Here is a 20,580-nt window from a genome sequence, read left to right as displayed (position 1 = left end):
ACCTACTCCTCAGATAGACAGCTTGTTGATGCGTTTGCCGCCATACAACAGGTTAACAATGGCACGCGTACCTACAATGGCGGTGAACATGGAAGTTCCTACGCCAATGGCGGTGGTGATGGCAAAGCCCTTAATCGAGCCGGTGCCAACCGCATACAGAATAATCGCGGTGATAAGCGTGGTAACGTTGGCATCAATGATACTGGAGAACGCGCCTTTATAGCCTTCATGAATCGCCTGCTGAATGGTACGCCCATTCTTCAGCTCTTCTTTGATACGCTCGTTTATCAGCACGTTTGCATCTACCGCTACCGCCAGCGTCAGAACGATACCGGCGATCCCCGGCATGGTTAAGGTGGCACCCGGCAGCAGCGACATAATGCCGACAATCAGGATCAGGTTGGCGACCAGCGCGGTAGTCGCGATAACGCCGAATTTTTTATAGTAAACCACCATAAACACAATCGACGCGATCAGGCCCCACAGGCAGGCTTCCAGACCCTGAGTAATGTTCTGCTGACCCATGGTCGGACCGATAGTGCGCTCTTCAACAATCTGAATCGGCGCAATCAACGCACCGGCACGCAGCAGCAGCGACAGCTGACGCGCTTCGTTCGGGTTGTTGATACCGGTAATGCGGAAACTGTTGCCCAGGCGCGACTGAATGTTCGCTACGTTGATTACCTCTTCCTGTTTCACCAGGATGGAGCGGCCGTTAGCATCTTTCTTACCGCTGTCTTTATACTCAACGAACAGCGTCGCCATCGGTTTACCAATATTGTCTTTGGTAAAGGTCGACATCATATTGCCGCCCGCGCTATCGAGCGAAATATTTACCTGCGGCTGATTATACTCATCGGTGCTGGAGGTGGAATCGGTGATATGGTCACCGGTGAGGATCACACGTTTGTACAGCACAACCGGCTGGCCTTCACGCGTTTGCTTCACTTCTGAATCGCCCGGCACGCGGCCTTTCGCTGCGGCACTGGCATCCACCACCGTATTGACCAGACGGAATTCCAGCGTCGCCGTTGCGCCCAAAATCTCTTTCGCACGCGCGGTATCCTGAATGCCTGGCAGCTCAACCACGATGCGGTCAGAACCCTGACGCTGCACCAACGGTTCCGCCACGCCCAGCTGGTTAACGCGGTTACGCAGGATATTGATGTTCTGCTGAACAGCATATTCGCGCGCTTCACGCAGACGCTCGTCGCTCATCACCGCCCGCAACAGGTTATCGCCACGGCTGCCGATCACCAGGTCGCGATGACGGCCAGAAAGATAGCTAACGGCATTATCACGCGCATCGGCATCGCGGAAACGGATTTCCACGCCGTAGTTTTCGATTTTGCGCACGTTGGTATAAGCGATGCCTTTATCGCGCAGATCGCTGCGCAGGCTGTCGGTATTCTGCTCTTGCAGCTTACCGAGCGCGGTATCCATATCCACTTCCATCAGGAAATGTACGCCGCCGCGCAGATCCAGCCCGAGCTTCATCGGCTGCGCCGCCAGCATTTCCAGCCATTTAGGCGTGGCAGGCGCCAGGTTCAGCGCCACGACATAATCCTCGCCCAGCGTCTTCATCAGCGCTTCACGGGCGCGCAGCTGCACATCCGTATTGGCGAAACGCGCCAGAATCGCACCCTGCTCCAGCGCAATAGATTTGCTTTGAATATGTTCTTGTTTTAATACGTTTTGGATCTGGTCCAGCGTTTGCTCACTGGCGGCGCTTCCGCGCGCGCCAGTGATCTGAACAGCCGGATCCTCTCCATACAGGTTGGGAAGTGCATACAGCAGACCGACGGCAAGCACCACGATCAGCATAATGTATTTCCACAAAGGATAACGGTTTAACACGGCAGTTCCCTTAGGGAAAACAAAGAATTACAGCGCCTTCATAGTACCTTTCGGCAGGACGGCAGCCACGAAATCACGTTTGATAACCACTTCATTGTTATCGTTCAGCGCGATAGCAATGTAGCCGGTGTCAGCCACTTTGGTCACACGACCTACCAGACCGCCGGTAGTCAGCACCTCATCGCCTTTGCCGATGGAGTCCATCAGCTTTTTATGCTCTTTCGCACGTTTCTGCTGTGGACGCAGGATCATAAAATAGAAAATCAGGCCAAAAACCACCAACATCACGACCATCGTGTAGGGGCTTCCCTGCGACGGTGCGCCAGCTGCTGCCACTGCGTCAGAAATGAAAAAACTCATCAACTTTCCCTCATTGTTTAATTATCAAGCGTTTAATGGCGGAACCGCTTTGCCCGTCCGCGTATAGAATTCACTGACGAAGCACTCTAATTTACCTTCTTCAATAGCCTTGCGTAAACCCGCCATCAGGCGCTGGTAGTAACGCAGGTTATGGATGGTATTCAGACGCGCGCCAAGTATTTCGTTACAACGATCAAGATGATGCAAGTAGGCGCGGCTGTAATTGCGACAGGTGTAGCAATCACATTCTGCATCCAGCGGCGATGTATCATCTTTATGTTTGGCGTTGCGGATTTTAACCACGCCGTCCGTGACAAACAGGTGACCGTTACGCGCGTTGCGCGTCGGCATGACGCAGTCGAACATATCGATACCGCGACGTACGCCTTCAACCAGATCTTCCGGCTTGCCGACGCCCATTAAATAGCGCGGCTTATCTTCCGGGATCTGCGGGCAAACATGCTCCAGAATACGGTGCATATCTTCCTTCGGTTCACCCACCGCCAGGCCGCCCACAGCGTAACCATCAAAGCCGATCTCCACCAGCCCTTTGACCGAGACATCACGTAAATCTTCGTAAACGCTGCCCTGAATAATACCGAACAGCGCATTTTTGTTGCCCAGCTTATCGAAGTGGTCGCGACTGCGTTTTGCCCAGCGCAGCGACATTTCCATCGAGCGTTTGGCATAATCCCAGTCCGCCGGATAAGGCGTACATTCATCGAAGATCATCACGATATCGGAACCGAGATCGTATTGGATCTCCATCGATTTTTCCGGATCGAGGAAGATCGCGTCACCGTTGATCGGGTTGCGGAAATGCACGCCCGCTTCGGTGATTTTACGAATGTCGCCAAGGCTGAAGACCTGAAAACCGCCGGAGTCGGTCAGAATCGGCCCCTGCCACTGCATAAAATCGTGCAGATCGCCGTGCAGCTTCATAATTTCCTGGCCCGGACGCAGCCAGAGGTGAAAGGTGTTGCCCAGCAGGATCTGCGCGCCGGTTTCTTTAACTTCTTCCGGGGTCATGCCTTTTACCGTGCCGTAAGTGCCCACCGGCATAAAGGCCGGGGTTTCTACGACGCCACGATCGAAAACCAGACGACCACGACGCGCGCGGCCATCTTTTTTATCTAATTCAAACTTCACGTTGCCTCCATCAGAGAAACAGTCTGATGATTAATAAAAAGGAGCGCATTCTAACAACCGTGGAAGCCGCTACACAAGCCAGCCAGCGCGTCATGCGTTTATCACGAGTTGCAGCTTTTAGCATTTCTGTGCCAGCCTTCTGACACAAACCTGACACAGCGGCCCATTTTAACATGCAAAGCCCCCGTAAAGGTCACAAACCCTTGCATGTACCAAATTTGTCTCACCTCCTACTCAGCACCTCTTCCGATTGGGTTTCCTTCTTAGCTATTTGCCTGCGAGCGGATATCAGTCCGGCTGCCAGCTAGCACGTCTGTTAATGGCCCTTTAATTGATACAATCTCTCTCTTATTTGTTCCGCATACAAAGCCTCGCGCAGCTCTGCCGTTGCGTGTTCCGTCTGGAAGCGTCAGCTTTTAAATAGCAGGAATAAAAAAGGCTCGCCGGAGCGAGCCTGAATAAAAACTAATTATTTTTCAGGAATAATTAATCGCGCAATTTTTATTAATAATTCTACCGTACCCAAAACTGTAGTTATTATCACAAAAAATTTGGCTATGTCGCAGGGTATTACGCTTAACCAGCTTTGCGGCGTTACTTGTGACGAACTGAGAAATGCCCATCCTAAAAAAATGCCCGGAATTATAATAATATCTCGCAGATGAGACTTTGCATTACCAGGTACATTGCGCGCCATAATCACCACCGCTGTTACTGCGACCGCCACCATTACTGTCGGAATAACACATTCCAGCAATCGATCCGATAACAGCTCCACGTGTAATCACTGGAAGCGAGGGTGCGCCTGATAACACGCCTGAAATAACACCAGATGCGCAAGTGTTATTTTTAATGAGATTTCCCAGATCCATGCCACAGGAATTTGTTCCAACAAAGCCGCCTCCCTGCCCGCCGTAGGTGGTATGGCCCTTGTTGAATCCACCGCCACTATGCCCCCAATACCCCTCCCAGCCACCGTTTCGGCTGGCACCAGTAACCAGGGCTAATTGTTTTTTATTTAATAATTTCATAATGAATACCTTGTCGATTAAATATTAAACTGGCCCCTGGGGCTCGGCTCAACGGAATAACTAAATTAACATCTGGAGCTTGTCAAAATAAAAACTGGAAAATAATATTTAAAAATCACTCAACATAAACATTATATCGCTTTTAAATCAGGGTTAATTAAATGCTCCGTTCAGGAAAAATTTATTTTCTCACTGAAAATTGACGTACTTCACAGAATAATATCAATGGGATAACTTCAGGCGTTAGCTGGCACAGATAAAATGGAACGCTCTAATGGCGCGGAAGGAATTAGGTGGCCGGGAAAAGGATGTATGGTTAAGATCACGGCGCCGCTGCGGCGGCGCCGGTTAATCAGGCGCCGACTTTTTCGTCCGGCGCCTGGGGATTGCGGGTAATAAACATCGCATCGCCATAGCTGAAAAAGCGATACTGCTCGGCGACCGCTTCGCGATAGGCTTGCATGGTATGGCGATAGCCGGCGAAAGCGGAGACCAGCATGATCAGCGTCGATTCCGGTAAGTGGAAATTGGTGATCAGCGCGTCAATAACCTGATAGCGATAGCCGGGATAGATAAAGATTTGGGTATCGTCGAAGAACGGCGCGATGAGCGCATCCTGAGCGGCCTGCGCCGCACTCTCCAGCGAGCGCACCGAGGTGGTGCCCACGGCTATCACGCGGTTGCCGCGCGCCTTACAGGCTAATACCGCATCCACCACTTCCTGCGGCACTTCCGCATACTCGGAATGCATGATGTGATCTTCAATGCTGTCGACGCGCACCGGCTGGAAGGTTCCCGCGCCGACATGCAGCGTAACGAACGCCATTTCAACCCCTTTTTCCCGCAGCGCGGCCAGCAGCGGCTCGTCGAAGTGCAGGCCGGCGGTCGGCGCGGCTACCGCGCCCGGCTTCTGGCTATACACCGTTTGATAAAGCTCGCGGTCGGCCTCTTCATCGGGACGATCGATATAGGGCGGCAGCGGCATATGGCCGATGGCGTTGAGAATATCCAGCACGCTGCGCGCATCATCAAATTCAATTTCAAACAGCGCATCGTGACGCGCCACCATCGTCGCGCGCACGCTTTCGTCATCGCCAAACAGCAACGCCGCGCCCGGTTTCGGCGCTTTCGAGGCGCGGACGTGCGCCAGCACACGCTTGTCATCCAGCATGCGCTCTACCAGCATTTCGATCTTACCGCCGCTGGCTTTACGCCCGTAAACACGGGCCGGAATTACGCGGGTGTTATTGAACACCAGCAGATCGCCGGGGTTAAGCTTATCCAGCACATCGGTGAACACGCCGTGGCTTAATGCGCCATCGGGGCCGTTCAGCGACAGCAGCCGACATCCGCTACGCTGGGGCTGCGGATAGTGAGCAATTAATGATTCAGGTAATTCAAAAGAAAAATCAGCGACGCGCATGCTAAATGTCTTACGGCTAACAAACAGGCGGCATAGTCTATCCGAAAAGCGGGGAATTCTGAACTGTTACCCGGTAACCATTCTGTTAGCGTATACTGCCGGGATGAACTTTCTTGCTCATCTTCATCTGGCCACGCTGGCCAATAGCTCGCTGACAGGCAATCTGATGGCGGATTACGTGCGTGGCGATCCGCACCTGCAGTGGCCTGCCGATATCGCCGCGGGCATTGCGCTGCATCGCCGCCTTGATGCCCTTACCGACTCCTTGCCCGAAGTGCTGAGCGCCAAGCGTCTGTTTCGTCCCGAAACGCGTCGGGTTGCGCCTGTTACGCTGGATGTGGTTTGGGATCATTTTTTATCGCGTCACTGGGATCGCATTGCGCCCGGCCAGCCGCTGCCGCAGTTTCTGGCGCAGGCGCAGGCGCAGATCGAACCGATGCTGGCGCAGTCGCCCGAGGGCTTTCAGCGGCTTAATGACTATTTATGGCGTGAACGCTGGATGGAACGCTACGCCGATCCCGCTTATCTACAGCAGGTTCTGCGCGGCATGGCCGCCCGACGCCCGCGTCTGGCGGCGCTGGCCGATTCGTGGCACGATTTTCACGATAACTACGCGGCGCTTGAAAGCTGGTTTTGGCAGTTTTACCCGCAGTTAATGGCGCGCGCCGCTGCACAGCAGCTGTAGCGCCTTCTGGCCTCGGCCGTTATGTTGGTTGCTAACGGTCTGGTCTGCGGCGCTCGCGCAAACAAACGCAGCGGCCATTAGTTTACCTTTATGATTAACAGCCGTTCTGGCGTGTCCGCGGCTGCGGAATTTATTTGTATCAGGATAAGCACCACTCTCAGGGAGATATCATGCAACATCAGATCCTTTTCTGGCTTCATCATTTTGCTGTACCTTACGCCACCCCGCTTTCGTTAGCGATGGTCCTCGCTATCATCTTAATTATTTCGCTGATCGCCCACTGGCTGCTGCATCGTGCCGTGCTGCCGATGCTAAAACGTCGCGCCTACGCCTCCAGCCAGCAATGGCCGAAATCGTTAATCGATAATTACCTGTTTAACCGCTTTGCCTTATTGCTACAGGGCGTGCTACTGAATATCCAAACCGACCTGTTTTTAGCCGACAGTGAACCGCTGCATGCCGTTCTGCTGGTGGTCTCGCAGGTCTGGATGATGCTGTTCCTGCTGCTGATGCTCTTTTCGCTGTTAGATATTCTGCTGGAGCTGTCCGCGAATAGCGCCCTCGCCCGCCAGCTGCCGCTGCGCGGTATTTTCCAGAGTATTAAGCTGGTGGCGGCGATTCTGTTCGCCATCATGATTATTTCAGTGCTGCTGGGGAAATCGCCGCTGGTGCTGATTACCGGTCTCGGCGCGATGACCGCGGTGCTGATGCTGGTGTTTAAAGATCCGATCCTCGGCCTGGTGGCCGGTATTCAGCTGTCAGCCAATGACATGCTCAAGCTGAACGACTGGCTGGATATGCCTAAATATGGCGCGGATGGCGCCGTGATCGATATTGGCCTGACAACGGTAAAAGTGCGCAACTGGGATAACACCATCACCACCATCCCTACCTATGCGCTGATCGCCGACTCGTTTAAAAACTGGCGCGGCATGTCGGAATCGGGCGGACGGCGGATTAAGCGCAGCATCAACATCGATACTACCAGCGTCCATTTCCTCAGCGATGAGGAACTGGCCGAGCTACAGCGGGCGCAGCTATTAACGCCCTGGATCAAACAGAAAATGGTTGAGGTCGAGCAGCATAATGCCCGTTTAGGCTGTGATTTAACGACGCCGCTCAATGGTCGCCGCCTGACCAATCTCGGCACTTTTCGTGCCTGGCTGGAAGCCTGGCTGAAAAGCCATCCGCAGATTCATCAGAATATGACGCTGATGGTGCGCCAGCTGGCGCCCGGCTCCGACGGCTTGCCGCTGGAGATTTATGTCTTCACCAATACCACGGTGTGGCTGGAATATGAACGTATTCAGGCGGATATTTTTGATTATGTCTATGCGGTCTTACCCGCCTTTGGCCTGCGCGTTCATCAAACGCCGACCGGACACGATCTGCGTCTGCTGGCGGCTAACGCCGACCCTGCTCAGCGCCGTTAATCAACCTTTAATGGCCCGGCTAACGGGCCGATAAGCCTGGCTCCGCCCGCCGCAACCGCAATAAAAAAGCCGCATCGCTGCGGCTTTTTTTATCATGCTGATTTCTGACGTACCAGCTTATAGCCCGCCAACAGCAGTACTATCCAGATAGCGCCGACGTAGAGCGAAATGCGGGTATCCGGGAAGTAACCGATCAGGCCGATAATAAACGCCAGGAACAGCACGCCGAAAATAGCGGTATAACTGCCGCCCGGCAGCGCGAACTTCAGCGCCTGCGCCTGTTCTTTACTCAAGGTGCGACGGAAAGCGATCTGCGAGCAAAGAATCATAATCCACACCCAGACGGTGGCAAAGGTCGCCAGCGAGGCGATGACCAGGAACACTTTTTCCGGCATCAGGTAGTTCAGATAAACCGCAATCAGCATCGCCAGCATCATCACGATAACCGTTACCCACGGAATACCGCGCTCGGAGACCTTCATAAACATCTTCGGCGCATGGCCCTGCTGCGCCATGCCGTGCAGCATGCGCCCGACGCCAAACACGTCGCTGTTAATCGCTGACAGCGATGCGGTTAGCACCACAAAGTTCAGGATCGAAGCCGCCGCTGCGATGCCCAGATGTTGGAACGTCAGGACAAACGGACTGCCCTGAGTGCCAACCTGGTTCCACGGATAGATCGACATAATCACAAACAGCGTACCGACATAAAATACCAGAATACGCCACGGCACTGAGTTAATGGCGCGCGGAATCGACTTTTCCGGCTCTTCCGCTTCACCGGCGGTAATGCCGATAATTTCGATGCCGCCGTAGGCAAACATCACCATCTGCAGCGAGAGCAGCATGCCGACAATGCCGTGAGCGAAGAAGCCGCCGTTGGACCACAGATTATGGATACCGGTTGGCTGTCCGCCGTTGCCAATCCCCCAAATAATCATGCCCAGGCCCGCCGCGATCATTATGATGATGGTGGCGACCTTGAAGAAGGAGAACCAGAACTCGACCTCGCCGAACACTTTGACGCTCATCAGGTTAACCGCGCCGATCACCAGTACCACGCTCAGCACCCAGATCCAGTGCGGCACGTCCGGGAACCAGACGCCCATATAGATACCAAACGCAGTGACGTCGGCAATGGCGACAATCAGGATTTCAAAGCAGTAGGTCCAGCCGGTGATATAGCCCGCCATCGGGCCGAGGTAATCCTGCGCGTAGCGCGAGAAAGAACTGGATTGCGGATTATTGACGGACATTTCGCCCAGCGCGCGCATGATAATGTAGGCGACGGCGCCGCCAATCACATAGGCCAGCAGCACGCTTGGTCCAGCCATTTTTATCGCATCGGCAGAGCCGTAAAACAGCCCGGTCCCAATCGCCGATCCCAGCGCCATAAAACGGATATGGCGCGTGCTCAATCCCCGTTTGAGCTTATTGGTTTCTTGCATAATGACATCTTACCTGTGGAAATGAAAAACCACGGGCATGCCCGTGGTTAAGACCGAATTGTATCAGGTTTAATGATGCGCCCTGACTCGCTCTTGCCCCATCACGCGGTCGGCTAATGCCGTCACAATCAGGATAACCAGCGATGGCGGCAGCCAGGCAAGCCCCTGCTCGGCCAGCGGCAGGTGCTGGCTGAAGGCGGGCAGCATATCTTTAAAGCCGGTGGTTTTAATCGCGTCGATGATACCAAATACCAGGCTAACAAGCATGGTTGGTGCGACAATCCGCGTACTTTTATTCCACCAGTTCAGGGTGAAGCTCAGCACAACCAGCACGATACACGGCGGATAGATAGCGGTCAGCACCGGAATTGAGATCTGAATCAGATGGCTCAGGCCAAGGTTAGAGACCACCATTGAGAACAGACCAAGGATGAATACCAGCGTTTTATAAGAAAACGGCAAATATTGCGCAAAAAACTCGGCGCAGGCGCAGGTCAAACCCACCGCCGTGACCATACAGGCGATGAAAATCAGCGCGGCCAGGAAGAAGCTGCCCATCCCGCCGAAGGTGTGCTGCACATAGGCGTGCAGAATCGCTGCGCCGTTGGCATTCTGATCGGCCAGCGCGCCGCTGCCGGAACCCAGTTTAAACAGGCTCAGATAAACCAGCGTCAGGCCCACGCCGGCAATCAGCCCGGCCAGAATGGTATAACGCGTCAGCAGGCGCGCATCCTCTACCCCGCGAGAACGCGCGGCATTAACGATAACGATGCCGAATACCAGCGCGCCCAGCGTATCCATGGTGAGATAGCCGTTAACGAAACCGCTGGAGAACGCAGCGTTCTGATAGGCCTCGGTGGCCGGAATATGACCGCCGGCGGGCCACAGCAGGGCCGCCACGCCCAGAATAAACAGCGCAACGATTTTCAGCGGCGCCAGGATATGGCCGACGGTATCCAGCAGTTTGCCCGGATACAGGGAAATCGCGATCACCAGCGCAAAATAGATCAGGCTATAGATCAGTAGCGGCATCGCGCCGTCGCCAGTCAGCGGAGCAATACCGATTTCAAAGGAAACGGTCGCGGTGCGCGGCGTGGCGAACAGCGGCCCAACGGCCAGGTAACAGACGGTCGCCAACAGGATGCCGGCCGCTTTGCCAATCGGCGAGCTTAGCGCATCGATGCCACCGCCAACGCGCGCCAACGCAATAACGGTGATCACCGGTAAACCTACGGCGGTAACCAGGAACCCAAGCGCTGCTATCCAGACATGTTCGCCTGACTGTAAGCCAACCATGGGAGGGAAGATGATGTTGCCTGCGCCAACAAACAGGGCAAAAGTCATAAAGCCCAGCGCAATGATGTCTTTCGACGTTAAACGATGTGTCATAAAGCTGAATTGCCTGCTACTGATGTTGCGGTGGATGTTGTGTGAATGCTTACTGCACCCTCTCTACGCTAACATGCTGTCGGTACAGGCAATGGTTTGAATAATGCATGTTTACGACCGCAAACGCAGTGATATGAGCTGATTTTTTTCTTTTCACAGAGGAAAACCGCGGTAAGCGGCATAAGTAAAACGTTTATAGCGGAGAAAGGCAATACGGGATCGAAAAAGCAGAGTGATATAACGTATATAAGCTCCAGACCAGAGAATCACTTCAAACTATGGCGGAAGCACATTACATGATGTGACTTTTTTTTAATCAGCGCGCCCTATTTTCTTCATTGCCGGCGGCATAAAACGATGACAGGCGCGTTTTTACGCGCCTGTTTGCTTATATTTACGTCAATTACCAGACGTTTTTCGCAATATCCACCACCAGACGCAGTTTATCCCACTGCTGCTGCTCGGTGAGATTGTTGCCTTCTTCGGTCGAGGCAAAGCCGCACTGCGGGCTGAGGCAAATCTGGTTGATATCGATATATTGCGTCGCTTCCTTGATACGGGCTTTCACGCTTTCCTGGTCTTCCAGCTGGCCTTCTTTAGTGGTAATCAGACCCAGCACCACCTGCTGATTGCCCGGCTTAATAAAGCGCAGCGGTTCGAAGCCGCCGGAGCGCTCGTTATCATACTCCAGGAAGAAGGCGTCAATATTCACGCCGCCAAACAGAATTTCCGCTACCGGCTCATAGCCGCCTTCAGAAATCCAGGTAGAGCGGAAGTTGCCGCGACAGACATGCAGCCCGACGGTCAGATCGGCCGGCTTGCCTTCCAGCGCTTTGTTCAGCACGCGAGCATAAGTGTGTGCCAGCTCTTCCGGATCGTCGCCGCGCTCACGAATTTGACGCTTCTGATCTTCCGAGCAGAGATAGGCCCAGACGGTGTCATCAAGCTGCAGATAGCGACAGCCTGCATCATAAAACGCCTTGATGGCATCGCGATAAGTCAGCGCCAGATCATCGAAATAGTCCGCCAGGTCTGGGTAAACCTCGGCATCAATCATTTTACGACCGCCGCGGAAATGCAGCACGCTGGGGCTGGGGATAGTCATTTTCGCCACGGCATCGCCGCTGATGCTGTTCAGGAAGCGGAAATCTTCCAGCATCGGATGATCGCCGAAGCCCAGCTTGCCGGTGACGCGTACGCCGCGCGCCTTGGTTTGAATGCCGTTGAACTGAATACCCTGCTCCGCCTCGTAGCGTTCCACGCCCTGCAGACCATCAAAGAAATCGAAGTGCCACCAGGCGCGACGAAATTCGCCGTCGGTTACGACCTGCAGGCCGCTGGCGCGCTGCTGCTCCACGACATGACGAATCTCTTCATCTTCCACGCGACGCAGCGCTGCGGCATCAATTTCCCCGGCGGCAAATTGCTCACGGGCGCGCTTAATCGCAGCCGGACGTAAAAAGCTGCCGACGACGTCAGCACGGAAAGGGGCGGTTGTTCTTTGCATTATGTTCAACTCCTGTCACGAGGCGATCCCGCCCCGCTGATTTACCGATGAAATAGTTTCAGAATTTTATTTTTAAGACTTCTGGATGTCTAAATGTCTGAAATCAGCGTCTCATGACTTTTGCTCAACGGCAAGGGAGGAAAATTCATAACACATGAAAAATATTCATGTTGCAGCGGGCGCGGTCATAATCCCAGCAGCGCCTTCGCCTGGCTCATTTGCTCATCGGAAAGCGGCAGATAGCCCGCCTGGGTAACCAGCGCCTGTCCCTGTGGAGAGAGCACATGGCGTAAAAAGGCTGCGGTTAGCGGTTCTGGCGGCTTACCCGGCGGTTTGTTGATATAGATATAGAGCGGGCGCGCATAGGGATAGCGTCCGCTGCGGATGGTTGCGGCGTTGGGCACCACGGCTTCGCCCTCTTTCGCCAGCGCCAGCGTTTTCACACCGCTGATATGGAAACCAAAGCTGGCGTAGCCAATGGCGTTAAGATTGCTGGCAACCGCCTGCACCACCGCCGTCGAGCCGGGATACTCGCCGACATCACGACGAAAATCGCCGCTGCACAGCGCCTGTTGTTTAAAGAACCCCCAGGTGCCGGATGCAGAATTACGGCCCAGCCGCTGTAGCGATCGCTCGCGCCAGCTACGCTGCGTTAAGCCTAAATCGCCCCAGGTTTGCGGCGAATGCGCCGCGCCGCAGCGCCGCGTAACGGAAAAAATGGCGTCCAGCTGCTGCGCGTTAAGCTGGCTAAGCGGGTTGTCCTGATTCACCACTACCACCAGCGCATCCAGCGCCACCGGCACCGCCAGCGGCGCATAGCCATAGCGCTGTTGAAACAGCTGACGCTCCGAAGGCTGCATCGGGCGGCTCATGGCCCCCAGCTGCGCTGCGCCTGCGGCCAGCGCGGTAGGCGCAGTGGAGGAGCCGGCGGCCTGCACCTGCACATTGACGCCTGGGTGCTGCAGATTAAAGCTTTCGCCCCACAGCGCCATTAAGTTTCCCAGCGTATCAGAGCCAACGCTGCTGAGATTTCCGGCCAGCAGCGCAGGCTTTGCCTGCAACGCGCCGGAAAACAGCAGCAGCAGCACCATGATGATTTTCATACTTTGCATCCGTCAGATTTTACGCGCCGCATTGTCCGGCAGATGCTGACTGACAATCAACCTTGTCGGCAGGATAAAGCTAAAGCAGGTCTCTTTATGCGGCTGACTGACGACCGCCAGACGCGCCCCGTGATGACTCAGCGCATGTTTAACTATCGCCAGCCCCAGCCCGCTGCCACCGGTCGCGCGCGATCGCGCCTTATCCACCCGATAAAAACGCTCGGTCAGGCGCGGTAGATGTTCCTGGGCAATGCCCGGCCCGTTATCTTTCACCGCAAACAGTGCGCCCTGTTTGCAAAACTGCCAGCTCACCTCGATATGGGTGCCTTCCGGCGTATGGTTCACCGCGTTGTACACCAGGTTAGAGATGGCGCTGCGTAGCTGCTCTTCGTTGCCGAACACTTTTAGCTGCGCATCGGTATGAAAGGTAATCTGATGGCGTCCGTTACTCAGCGTTTCCGCCTCGCGCTGCAGCAGCCGCAGCATCATCGGCACATCCACTTTCTCCGCCAGATCGATCGCGGGCGCGGCCTCAATACGCGACAGCGTCAGCAGCTGCTTCACCAGTCCATCCATTCGGCGCGTTTGCTCCTGCATGGTTTGCAGCGCCTTTTCGCGTGATTTTCCCTCCAGCACCGCATCGCTCATCATCTCCAGATAGCCCTGCAGCACCGTGAGCGGCGTACGCAGCTCATGGCTGACATTAGCGAAGAAGTTGCGCCGCGCGCCTTCCAGCTGATGCATCTGCGTCACGTCGCGCGCTACCAGCAGCCACTGCCCTTCGCTGTAAGGCATCACGCGGAATTCCATATGCAGCTGATTATTCATCACCAGCGTCAGTGGACGAACAAAATCCTGCTGACGCAGATAGCGAGAAAATTCAGGATAGCGCAGCAGATTAAGGATGTTCTGGCCGTTATCTTCCGGCCAGCGCAGGCCAAGATGCTGCTGTGCCAGGCCGTTGCACCAGAAAATGGTGCCCTCGTCGGTGGTCAGCACCACCGCGTCAGGAAGGGATTCCGCCCCGCTGCGAAACCGTTTAATCAGGTTCCCCAGTTCACGACGGCGACGACGGTTGCGCAGCTGCATCTGGTAAAGCCCGTAAAATAGCGGCTCCCAGCTCCACTGTCCGCCAGGCGGCGTCATGGTGCGGTCGGTCCACAGCCAGTGCGACAGACGCAGCAAATTCCAGAAATGCCAGCCCAGCAACAGCAGCACGGCGCACAGCAGGAACCACGGCAGATAGCCGATAAGCAGCCCGGCCAGCAGCGCAGGCAGGCAGACCAGCACCAGTTCCAGTAATAATCTCTTCCAGGAGAGGCGTTCCAGCACGGGGCAGACTCCGATCAGTAACGAGCGGAGAAACGATAACCCGTTCCACGTACGGTTTGCACCATGCGATCGTGGCCGGTCAGCTCCAGCGCTTTACGCAGCCGCCGAATATGCACATCCACCGTGCGATCCTCAACGTAAACATTGGTGCCCCAAACGTTGTTCAGCAGCTGTTCGCGGCTGTAAACGCGCTCCGGGTGCGTCATAAAAAAGTGCAGCAGTTTATATTCCGTCGGCCCCATCTCCAGCGGCGTGGTATCTGACATCACGCGATGGGAAGAGGGATCCAGGCTCAGACCCTGAATTTCGATCACATCCTCCACCGCCATCGGCGAGATGCGGCGCATCACTGCTTTAATGCGCGCCACCAGCTCTTTAGGCGAGAACGGTTTGGTGATGTAGTCATCGGCGCCCACTTCCAGGCCGCGCACCCGATCTTCTTCTTCGCCGCGCGCCGTCAGCATCATCACTGGAATGTCGCGCGTCATCGCTTCACGCTTGAGATGTTTAATAAACTGAATGCCGCTGCCGCCGGGCAACATCCAGTCAAGCAGGATCAGATCGGGCCAGGGTTCGATTAGCAGGTTGACGGCGCTGTCATAATCATCCGCCTCTATCGGCTGATAATCATTTTGCTCCAGCACGAAACACAACATTTCCCTGATGGGGGCTTCATCTTCGACAACCAGAATGCGCTTAGCCATTATTGCTCCTGCGAATGTGACTCTCTGTCACGGGGATTTGCGGCGTCATTATGCGTCAGTTTTATGACAGATTTATGAAAAATGCACGGCCCCCGTGGCGCTTTAATAACGCTTTTGTGAAGCTGTCAGAAAGCATTTTTGGCAACCAACGCGCCGCTTCTGAAATCCAGTTCCCTTCTGCGGCCTGGCTCTGGTTATAATCGCCTCCGGCGTTCTGCTATTAGCTGGGAGTTCTATGCGCATTATTCACACTTCAGACTGGCATCTCGGTCAGTTTTTCTATACCCGCAGCCGTGCCGCCGAGCATCAGGCTTTTTTTAACTGGCTGATTGAGCAGGTTGAAGCGCATCAGGTGGATGCGGTGATTGTGGCGGGCGATATCTTTGATACCGGCTCGCCGCCCAGCTATGCGCGCGAACTCTATAACCGCTTCGTGGTGGATCTGCATCGCACCGGCTGTCAGCTGATTGTGCTGGGCGGCAACCACGACTCCGTCGCCACGCTTAACGAATCACGCGAGCTGCTGGCCTGTTTGAATACCCGGGTGATTGCCGCCGCCAGCGGCGATCCTGAAGAGCAGGTGCTAACGCTGATGACCCGTCAGGGCGAGCCGGGGGCGGTGCTGTGCGCCATCCCGTTCCTGCGTCCGCGCGATATTATGCGCAGCCAGGCGGGGCAGTCCGGCGAGCAAAAGCAGATCAGCCTGCTGAACGCCATCACGCAGCACTATCAGCGCAGCTACCAACACGCCCGCGCGCTGAGCCAACGGGCAGAGAAGCCGCTGCCGGTGATCGCCACTGGCCATCTGACTACCGTCGGCGTCAGCAAGAGCGAAGCGGTGCGCGATATCTATATCGGCACGCTGGATGCCTTTCCGGCGCAGGCCTTTCCCGCCGCCGACTATATCGCGCTCGGCCATATTCATCGGGCGCAGCGCATCGCCAACAGCGAACATATCCGCTATAGCGGCTCGCCGTTGCCGCTCAGCTTTGATGAGCTGGGCAGCCAGAAAAGCGTGTTTCTGGTCAGTTTTGCCGACGGCAAGCTGGCCGGCGTTGAACCGCTGCCGGTGCCGGGTTTTCAGCCGATGCAGACCATCAAGGGCACGCTGGCGGAGATCGAACAGCAGCTGAAAGTTTTTGCCGATGCTGCTCCGCCGCGTCCGGTGTGGCTGGATATCGAAATTACCACGCAGGAATATCTGCATAACATGCAGCAGCATATCCAGGCGCTAACCGAAGGGTTGCCGGTGGAGGTGCTACTGATGCGCCGCAGCCGTGAGCAGCGCGAACGTGCGCTTGCCCGCCTGCAAAACGAAACGCTGAGCGAGCTGAAAGTAGAAGAAGTCTTTGAACGGCGACTGGAGCAGGAAGAGGAGACGGACGAGGCGCGATGCACCCGCGTGCGCCAGCTCTTTAGCGGCACGCTGGATGCGCTTTATCAGGGCGAGGAGAGCCAGCCATGAAGATTTTGTCGCTACGTTTTAAAAACATTAACTCGCTAAAGGGCGAATGGAAGATTGATTTCACGCGCGAACCCTTTGCCAGCAGCGGGCTGTTTGCCATTACCGGCCCAACCGGCGCCGGTAAAACGACTCTGCTTGATGCCATTTGCCTGGCGCTCTATCACGAAACCTCGCGCCTGGGGAAAATTTCCCAATCGCAGAATGAACTGATCAGCCGCGATACCGCCGAATGCCTCGCTGAAGTGGAATTTGAGGTGAAAGGCGAGGCCTGGCGCGCTTTCTGGAGCCAGAACCGGGCGCGTGGCGCGGTAGATGGTAATTTGCAGGCGCCGCGCGTTGAGCTGGCGCGCTGCATCGATAACGTGATTGTCGCCGACAAGGTCAAAGACAAGCTGGAGATGATCGCCCAGCTGACCGGACTCGACTTTGCCCGCTTTACCAAATCGATGATGCTGTCGCAGGGGCAGTTCGCCGCCTTCCTGAACGCCGACGTCAACGATCGCGCCGAGCTGCTGGAGGAACTGACCGGCACGGAGATTTACGGCCAGCTCTCAGCGCGTATTTATGAACAGCATAAACAGGCGCGCGTTGAACTGGATCAACTGCGGGCGCGGGCTGCCGGCATGGCGCTGCTGGATGAAACGGCGCGGCGGCAGCTGGAAAATGAACTCGCGGCGCTGGCGCAGCAGGAAAGCCTGCTGCATCAGCAGCTTAATCGCCTGCGCCTGCAACAGCAGTGGCTTAGTCAGCAGCAGCGCCTGCAGCAGGAAAAAAATCAGGCGCTTAGCGCGCAACAACAGGCGGAAAACCACTGGCAACAGGCAGAGACAGAACGCCAGCGGCTGGCGCGATCGGAACCGGCGGAGAAACTGCGCCCGTACTGGCAACAGCGCCAGCAGCTGCAACAGGATCTGGCGCAGCTTAATCAGCAAGCGCAGCAGCTTACTGCTGCCCTGCAAGAAGCAAGTGAGCAGTTACAAACTTTGCAACGCCAGCAGCAACAGGCTGAACAGGCGCACCAGCAGCTAAATACGCAGTGGCGGGAACAGGAGAGCCTGATCAACGAACAGGTGATCCCGCTCGACCATCAAATCGACACGCTGGCGCAGCAGCTTTCCCTACAGCAGCAAACGCTGCAGGAAAACCAGCTGGTGCTGCAGCAGCGCCAACAGCGTCAGCAGCAGCTAAGCCATGAGCAGCAAGCTCTGCATGCGCAGCAACAGCAAGAGCAACAGTGGCGCCGCGATCATGCCCAGGCGGCGAACTGGGGTGATCTGCTGGGCGGCTGGCGTGAACGTTTTCAGCAGCAGCTGCGGCTACAGGAGAACCTGAATGCGTTGCAGACCCGACAGCGGCAGCTACAGCTGGAGTGCGACGAACAGCAGCAGCAGCTTAGCCAGCTGACCACCCAGGCTGTCCCGCTGGAAAATGAACTGGCGCAGGCCCGCCAGCAGGCGCAGCAGGCAGAGCAAGCGCTTACTGCACTTCAGCAACAGCCGGAAAGTACGCTGCGTCACCAACTGGAGCAGCTACAGCAGCAGCGCCCGCTGCGCCAGCAGTTAGCGATCGCCTCCTCTACCCTGCGTCCGCTGAGCCAGCGCTACGCGCAGCAGCAGCAGGAGCTACAGGCGCTGGAGACACAGATCCAGCAGCAAACGCAGCAGCTGGCAGAGCGGCGCCAGGCATGGAAAGAGAAACATCAGCATCGCGTTGACCTGGAAAAACAGCTGGAGCTGGAGCAGCGGATTGTCAGCCTTGAGCAAGAGCGCGCGCGTCTGGTGGCCGGCAAGCCCTGTGCGCTGTGCGGTTCGACCGAGCATCCGGCGGTAGAACGCTACCAAACGCTGACCCTGACGGAAAATCAGCAGCGTCTGGAAGAGCTCCGTCAGCAGGAAGAGCAGTTGAAAATTGCCGGCGTCACCTGCGGCGAGCAGTTAAAGGCGTTGCAGAGCCAGCAGGCGTGGCTTAGCCAGCAGCAGCAAACGCTTAACGTTGATCTGATGCGCCAGCAGGATGAATGGCAAACGTTGCTGGCGGCGGCGAACCTGACGCTGACGCTGGAAGATGAGGCAGGCCTCAGCGCCTGGATCGACCAGCAGGAACAGCAGGAAAAAGCGCTACTGCAACAGCAACAGCAACAGGAGCAGGCTGCACGCCGGGTACAGCAGGCGAAAGAGGCGCTGGCGGCCTGTCAGCAGCGCTGGCAGCAGCAGCAGCAGGCGCAGCAGTTGGCGGAACAGCAGCTGCGCTACAGCCAGCAACAGCGCCAGGAGACGGATCAACAGGCTCAGCAGCTGATGGCGCAGCGGCAACAGTTTACGGAAGGCCTGACGCAGGAGCTGGCGCAGTACCAGCTTACGCTGCCGCAACCGCAGGCACAGCAGGCCTGGCTGGAGGCGCGTCAAAATGAATGGCGGCGCTGGCAAAAAAGCGAGCAAGTGCTTACCGATATAGCGACGCGCCTTGCCGCCTGCGATACCGCCCTACAGGCGACTAATGAAGAGCTGGCGCAGCTGACGCAGCAGAAACGGCATGCTGACGCCCTGATAGCGTCGCAGCAGCAGCAGCTGGCCGCGCTGCGTCAACAGCGTCAGCGTCTGCTGGGCGACAGCACGGTTGCGGAGGTGCGTCAGCAGTGGCAGCAGCGTCTGGCGCAGGCGGAAACTGCGGCGCGTGAACAGCAGCAGCGCTGGCAGCAAAGTCAGGACCGGCTAAATACTCTGACCGGACAGCATAATTCTCTGGCGCAGCAGCATCAGGACGCCCAAAAGCGCTATGACGAACGACTGACGCAGTTTAATCAGGCGCTGAAGGAGAGTCACTTTAGCGATGAGGCGGCTTTCCGCGCCGCGCTGCTGGATGAACAGGAGGCGCTGGCGCTACGCGAGCGCTGTCAGCAGCTGGAAGCGCAGCGTCAGCAGGCAGGCGTATTGGCTCTGCGCGCAGAGCAGAGTCTGGCGCAGCATCAGCGTGAACGCCCTGAGGAGCTGCAGGTTACGCTGCCGGAGCTGGAAAGCGCGCTGGAAGCGCAGCAGCAACGCCTGCATGACAATGTGCGGCAACAGGGGCAGCTTCGCCAGCAACTGGAAAGCGATAATGCCCAGCGTCAGCAACAGCAGAGTTTGCTACAGCAAATCGAGGATAATGCCCAGCAGGTTGAAGACTGGGGCTACCTGAATCAGTTGATCGGCTCCAGCAGCGGCGACAAATTCCGGCGTTTTGCCCAGGGCCTGACGCTGGATCACCTGGTATGGCTGGCGAATCAGCAGCTTGATCGGCTGCATGGCCGTTACCTGTTGCAGCGTAAGTCAAGCGATACGCTGGAGCTGCAGGTCATGGACACCTGGCAGGCCGATGCGAAACGGGATACGCGTACGCTGTCAGGCGGCGAAAGCTTCCTGGTCAGTCTGGCGCTGGCGCTGGCGCTTTCAGATCTGGTCAGTCACAAAACCCGTATCGAATCGCTATTCCTTGATGAGGGCTTCGGCACGCTTGATGCCGATACGCTGGATACCGCGCTCGACGCGCTGGATGCGTTAAACGCCAGCGGTAAAACCATCGGCGTAATCAGCCACGTCGAGGCGATGAAAGAACGCATCCCGGTACAGATAAAGGTGCGCAAGGTTAACGGCCTTGGCTACAGCCGTCTGGACCGGTCATTTTCAGTCTGATGCGCCTGTTGCCGGCGCGGCGC

At 56.2% G+C, this 20,580-nt stretch carries 15 protein-coding genes; 4 read left to right on the top strand and 11 right to left on the bottom strand.

The annotated features are described in order from the left end of the window. Positions 1–9: 9 nt before the first annotated feature. The 5 genes from secD to queA all read right to left on the bottom strand — a co-directional run bounded on the left by secD (position 10) and on the right by queA (position 5,820). Positions 10–1,857: a protein translocase subunit SecD gene (gene secD / locus K6958_RS05780; protein WP_249893769.1), complete on the bottom strand. Its 1,848-nt coding sequence runs from the start codon at positions 1,855–1,857 to the stop codon at positions 10–12. A gap of 27 nt (positions 1,858–1,884) precedes the next feature. Then, entirely contained in the window at positions 1,885–2,217 is a 333-nt protein-coding gene (gene yajC, locus K6958_RS05775) for a preprotein translocase subunit YajC (protein ID WP_249893768.1), read from the bottom strand. A 24-nt stretch (positions 2,218–2,241) separates the two neighbouring features. Continuing rightward, a complete protein-coding gene (gene tgt, locus K6958_RS05770) occupies positions 2,242–3,366 on the bottom strand; it encodes a tRNA guanosine(34) transglycosylase Tgt (RefSeq protein ID WP_249893767.1) in 1,125 nt (374 codons plus the stop codon). Between the two features lie 674 nt (positions 3,367–4,040). Further along, positions 4,041–4,397 (bottom strand): hypothetical protein, encoded by a 357-nt coding sequence (locus tag K6958_RS05765; protein ID WP_249893766.1) that lies wholly within the window; start codon positions 4,395–4,397, stop codon positions 4,041–4,043. Positions 4,398–4,749: 352 nt separating this feature from the next. Then, positions 4,750–5,820 (bottom strand): tRNA preQ1(34) S-adenosylmethionine ribosyltransferase-isomerase QueA, encoded by a 1,071-nt coding sequence (gene queA / locus K6958_RS05760; RefSeq protein WP_249893765.1) that lies wholly within the window; start codon positions 5,818–5,820, stop codon positions 4,750–4,752. A gap of 103 nt (positions 5,821–5,923) precedes the next feature. On the opposite strand from queA, the gene K6958_RS05755 reads away from it, so the two are divergent. After that, positions 5,924–6,505, top strand: coding sequence for an ACP phosphodiesterase (locus tag K6958_RS05755; protein ID WP_249893764.1), 582 nt, complete (start codon positions 5,924–5,926; stop codon positions 6,503–6,505). Positions 6,506–6,675: 170 nt separating this feature from the next. Beyond that, on the top strand, positions 6,676–7,938 hold the full coding sequence (locus K6958_RS05750) for a mechanosensitive ion channel family protein (protein WP_249893763.1): 1,263 nt from the start codon (positions 6,676–6,678) through the stop codon (positions 7,936–7,938). Between the two features lie 92 nt (positions 7,939–8,030). On the opposite strand, the gene proY is transcribed toward K6958_RS05750, so the two are convergent. From proY to phoB, 6 genes are all read right to left on the bottom strand, one after another. Beyond that, a complete protein-coding gene (gene proY / locus K6958_RS05745) occupies positions 8,031–9,386 on the bottom strand; it encodes a proline-specific permease ProY (protein ID WP_249893761.1) in 1,356 nt (451 codons plus the stop codon). A 69-nt stretch (positions 9,387–9,455) separates the two neighbouring features. After that, a complete protein-coding gene (gene brnQ / locus K6958_RS05740) occupies positions 9,456–10,775 on the bottom strand; it encodes a branched-chain amino acid transporter carrier protein BrnQ (RefSeq protein ID WP_249893760.1) in 1,320 nt (439 codons plus the stop codon). A 403-nt stretch (positions 10,776–11,178) separates the two neighbouring features. Next, positions 11,179–12,282 (bottom strand): cobalamin-independent methionine synthase II family protein, encoded by a 1,104-nt coding sequence (locus K6958_RS05735; RefSeq protein ID WP_249893759.1) that lies wholly within the window; start codon positions 12,280–12,282, stop codon positions 11,179–11,181. A gap of 185 nt (positions 12,283–12,467) precedes the next feature. Continuing rightward, a complete protein-coding gene (locus K6958_RS05730) occupies positions 12,468–13,385 on the bottom strand; it encodes a PstS family phosphate ABC transporter substrate-binding protein (protein ID WP_249893758.1) in 918 nt (305 codons plus the stop codon). A gap of 12 nt (positions 13,386–13,397) precedes the next feature. After that, entirely contained in the window at positions 13,398–14,717 is a 1,320-nt protein-coding gene (gene phoR / locus K6958_RS05725; RefSeq protein WP_249893757.1) for a phosphate regulon sensor histidine kinase PhoR, read from the bottom strand. Positions 14,718–14,731: 14 nt separating this feature from the next. Beyond that, positions 14,732–15,421, bottom strand: coding sequence for a phosphate response regulator transcription factor PhoB (gene phoB, locus K6958_RS05720; protein ID WP_085067747.1), 690 nt, complete (start codon positions 15,419–15,421; stop codon positions 14,732–14,734). Between the two features lie 235 nt (positions 15,422–15,656). On the opposite strand from phoB, the gene sbcD reads away from it, so the two are divergent. Further along, positions 15,657–16,886: an exonuclease subunit SbcD gene (gene sbcD, locus K6958_RS05715; protein WP_249893756.1), complete on the top strand. Its 1,230-nt coding sequence runs from the start codon at positions 15,657–15,659 to the stop codon at positions 16,884–16,886. Continuing rightward, positions 16,883–20,557: an AAA family ATPase gene (locus K6958_RS05710; protein ID WP_249893755.1), complete on the top strand. Its 3,675-nt coding sequence runs from the start codon at positions 16,883–16,885 to the stop codon at positions 20,555–20,557. Before sbcD ends, K6958_RS05710 begins: the two co-directional genes overlap by 4 nt. Positions 20,558–20,580: the final 23 nt, after the last annotated feature.

Origin of the sequence: Mixta hanseatica (genome assembly GCF_023517775.1) — a bacterium.
Taxonomy (GTDB): domain Bacteria; phylum Pseudomonadota; class Gammaproteobacteria; order Enterobacterales; family Enterobacteriaceae; genus Mixta; species Mixta hanseatica.
This window is presented reverse-complemented; position numbering and strand designations above follow the sequence as displayed.

Coding starts and splice junctions, on each gene's coding strand:
- yajC (WP_249893768.1), bottom strand. CDS start 2,217: ATGAGTTTTTTCATTTCTGACGCAGTGGCAGCAGCTGGCGCACCGTCG.
- K6958_RS05765 (WP_249893766.1), bottom strand. CDS start 4,397: ATGAAATTATTAAATAAAAAACAATTAGCCCTGGTTACTGGTGCCAGC.
- queA (WP_249893765.1), bottom strand. CDS start 5,820: ATGCGCGTCGCTGATTTTTCTTTTGAATTACCTGAATCATTAATTGCT.
- K6958_RS05755 (WP_249893764.1), top strand. CDS start 5,924: ATGAACTTTCTTGCTCATCTTCATCTGGCCACGCTGGCCAATAGCTCG.
- K6958_RS05750 (WP_249893763.1), top strand. CDS start 6,676: ATGCAACATCAGATCCTTTTCTGGCTTCATCATTTTGCTGTACCTTAC.
- proY (WP_249893761.1), bottom strand. CDS start 9,386: ATGCAAGAAACCAATAAGCTCAAACGGGGATTGAGCACGCGCCATATC.
- brnQ (WP_249893760.1), bottom strand. CDS start 10,775: ATGACACATCGTTTAACGTCGAAAGACATCATTGCGCTGGGCTTTATG.
- K6958_RS05735 (WP_249893759.1), bottom strand. CDS start 12,282: ATGCAAAGAACAACCGCCCCTTTCCGTGCTGACGTCGTCGGCAGCTTT.
- K6958_RS05730 (WP_249893758.1), bottom strand. CDS start 13,385: ATGAAAATCATCATGGTGCTGCTGCTGCTGTTTTCCGGCGCGTTGCAG.
- phoB (WP_085067747.1), bottom strand. CDS start 15,421: ATGGCTAAGCGCATTCTGGTTGTCGAAGATGAAGCCCCCATCAGGGAA.
- sbcD (WP_249893756.1), top strand. CDS start 15,657: ATGCGCATTATTCACACTTCAGACTGGCATCTCGGTCAGTTTTTCTAT.
- K6958_RS05710 (WP_249893755.1), top strand. CDS start 16,883: ATGAAGATTTTGTCGCTACGTTTTAAAAACATTAACTCGCTAAAGGGC.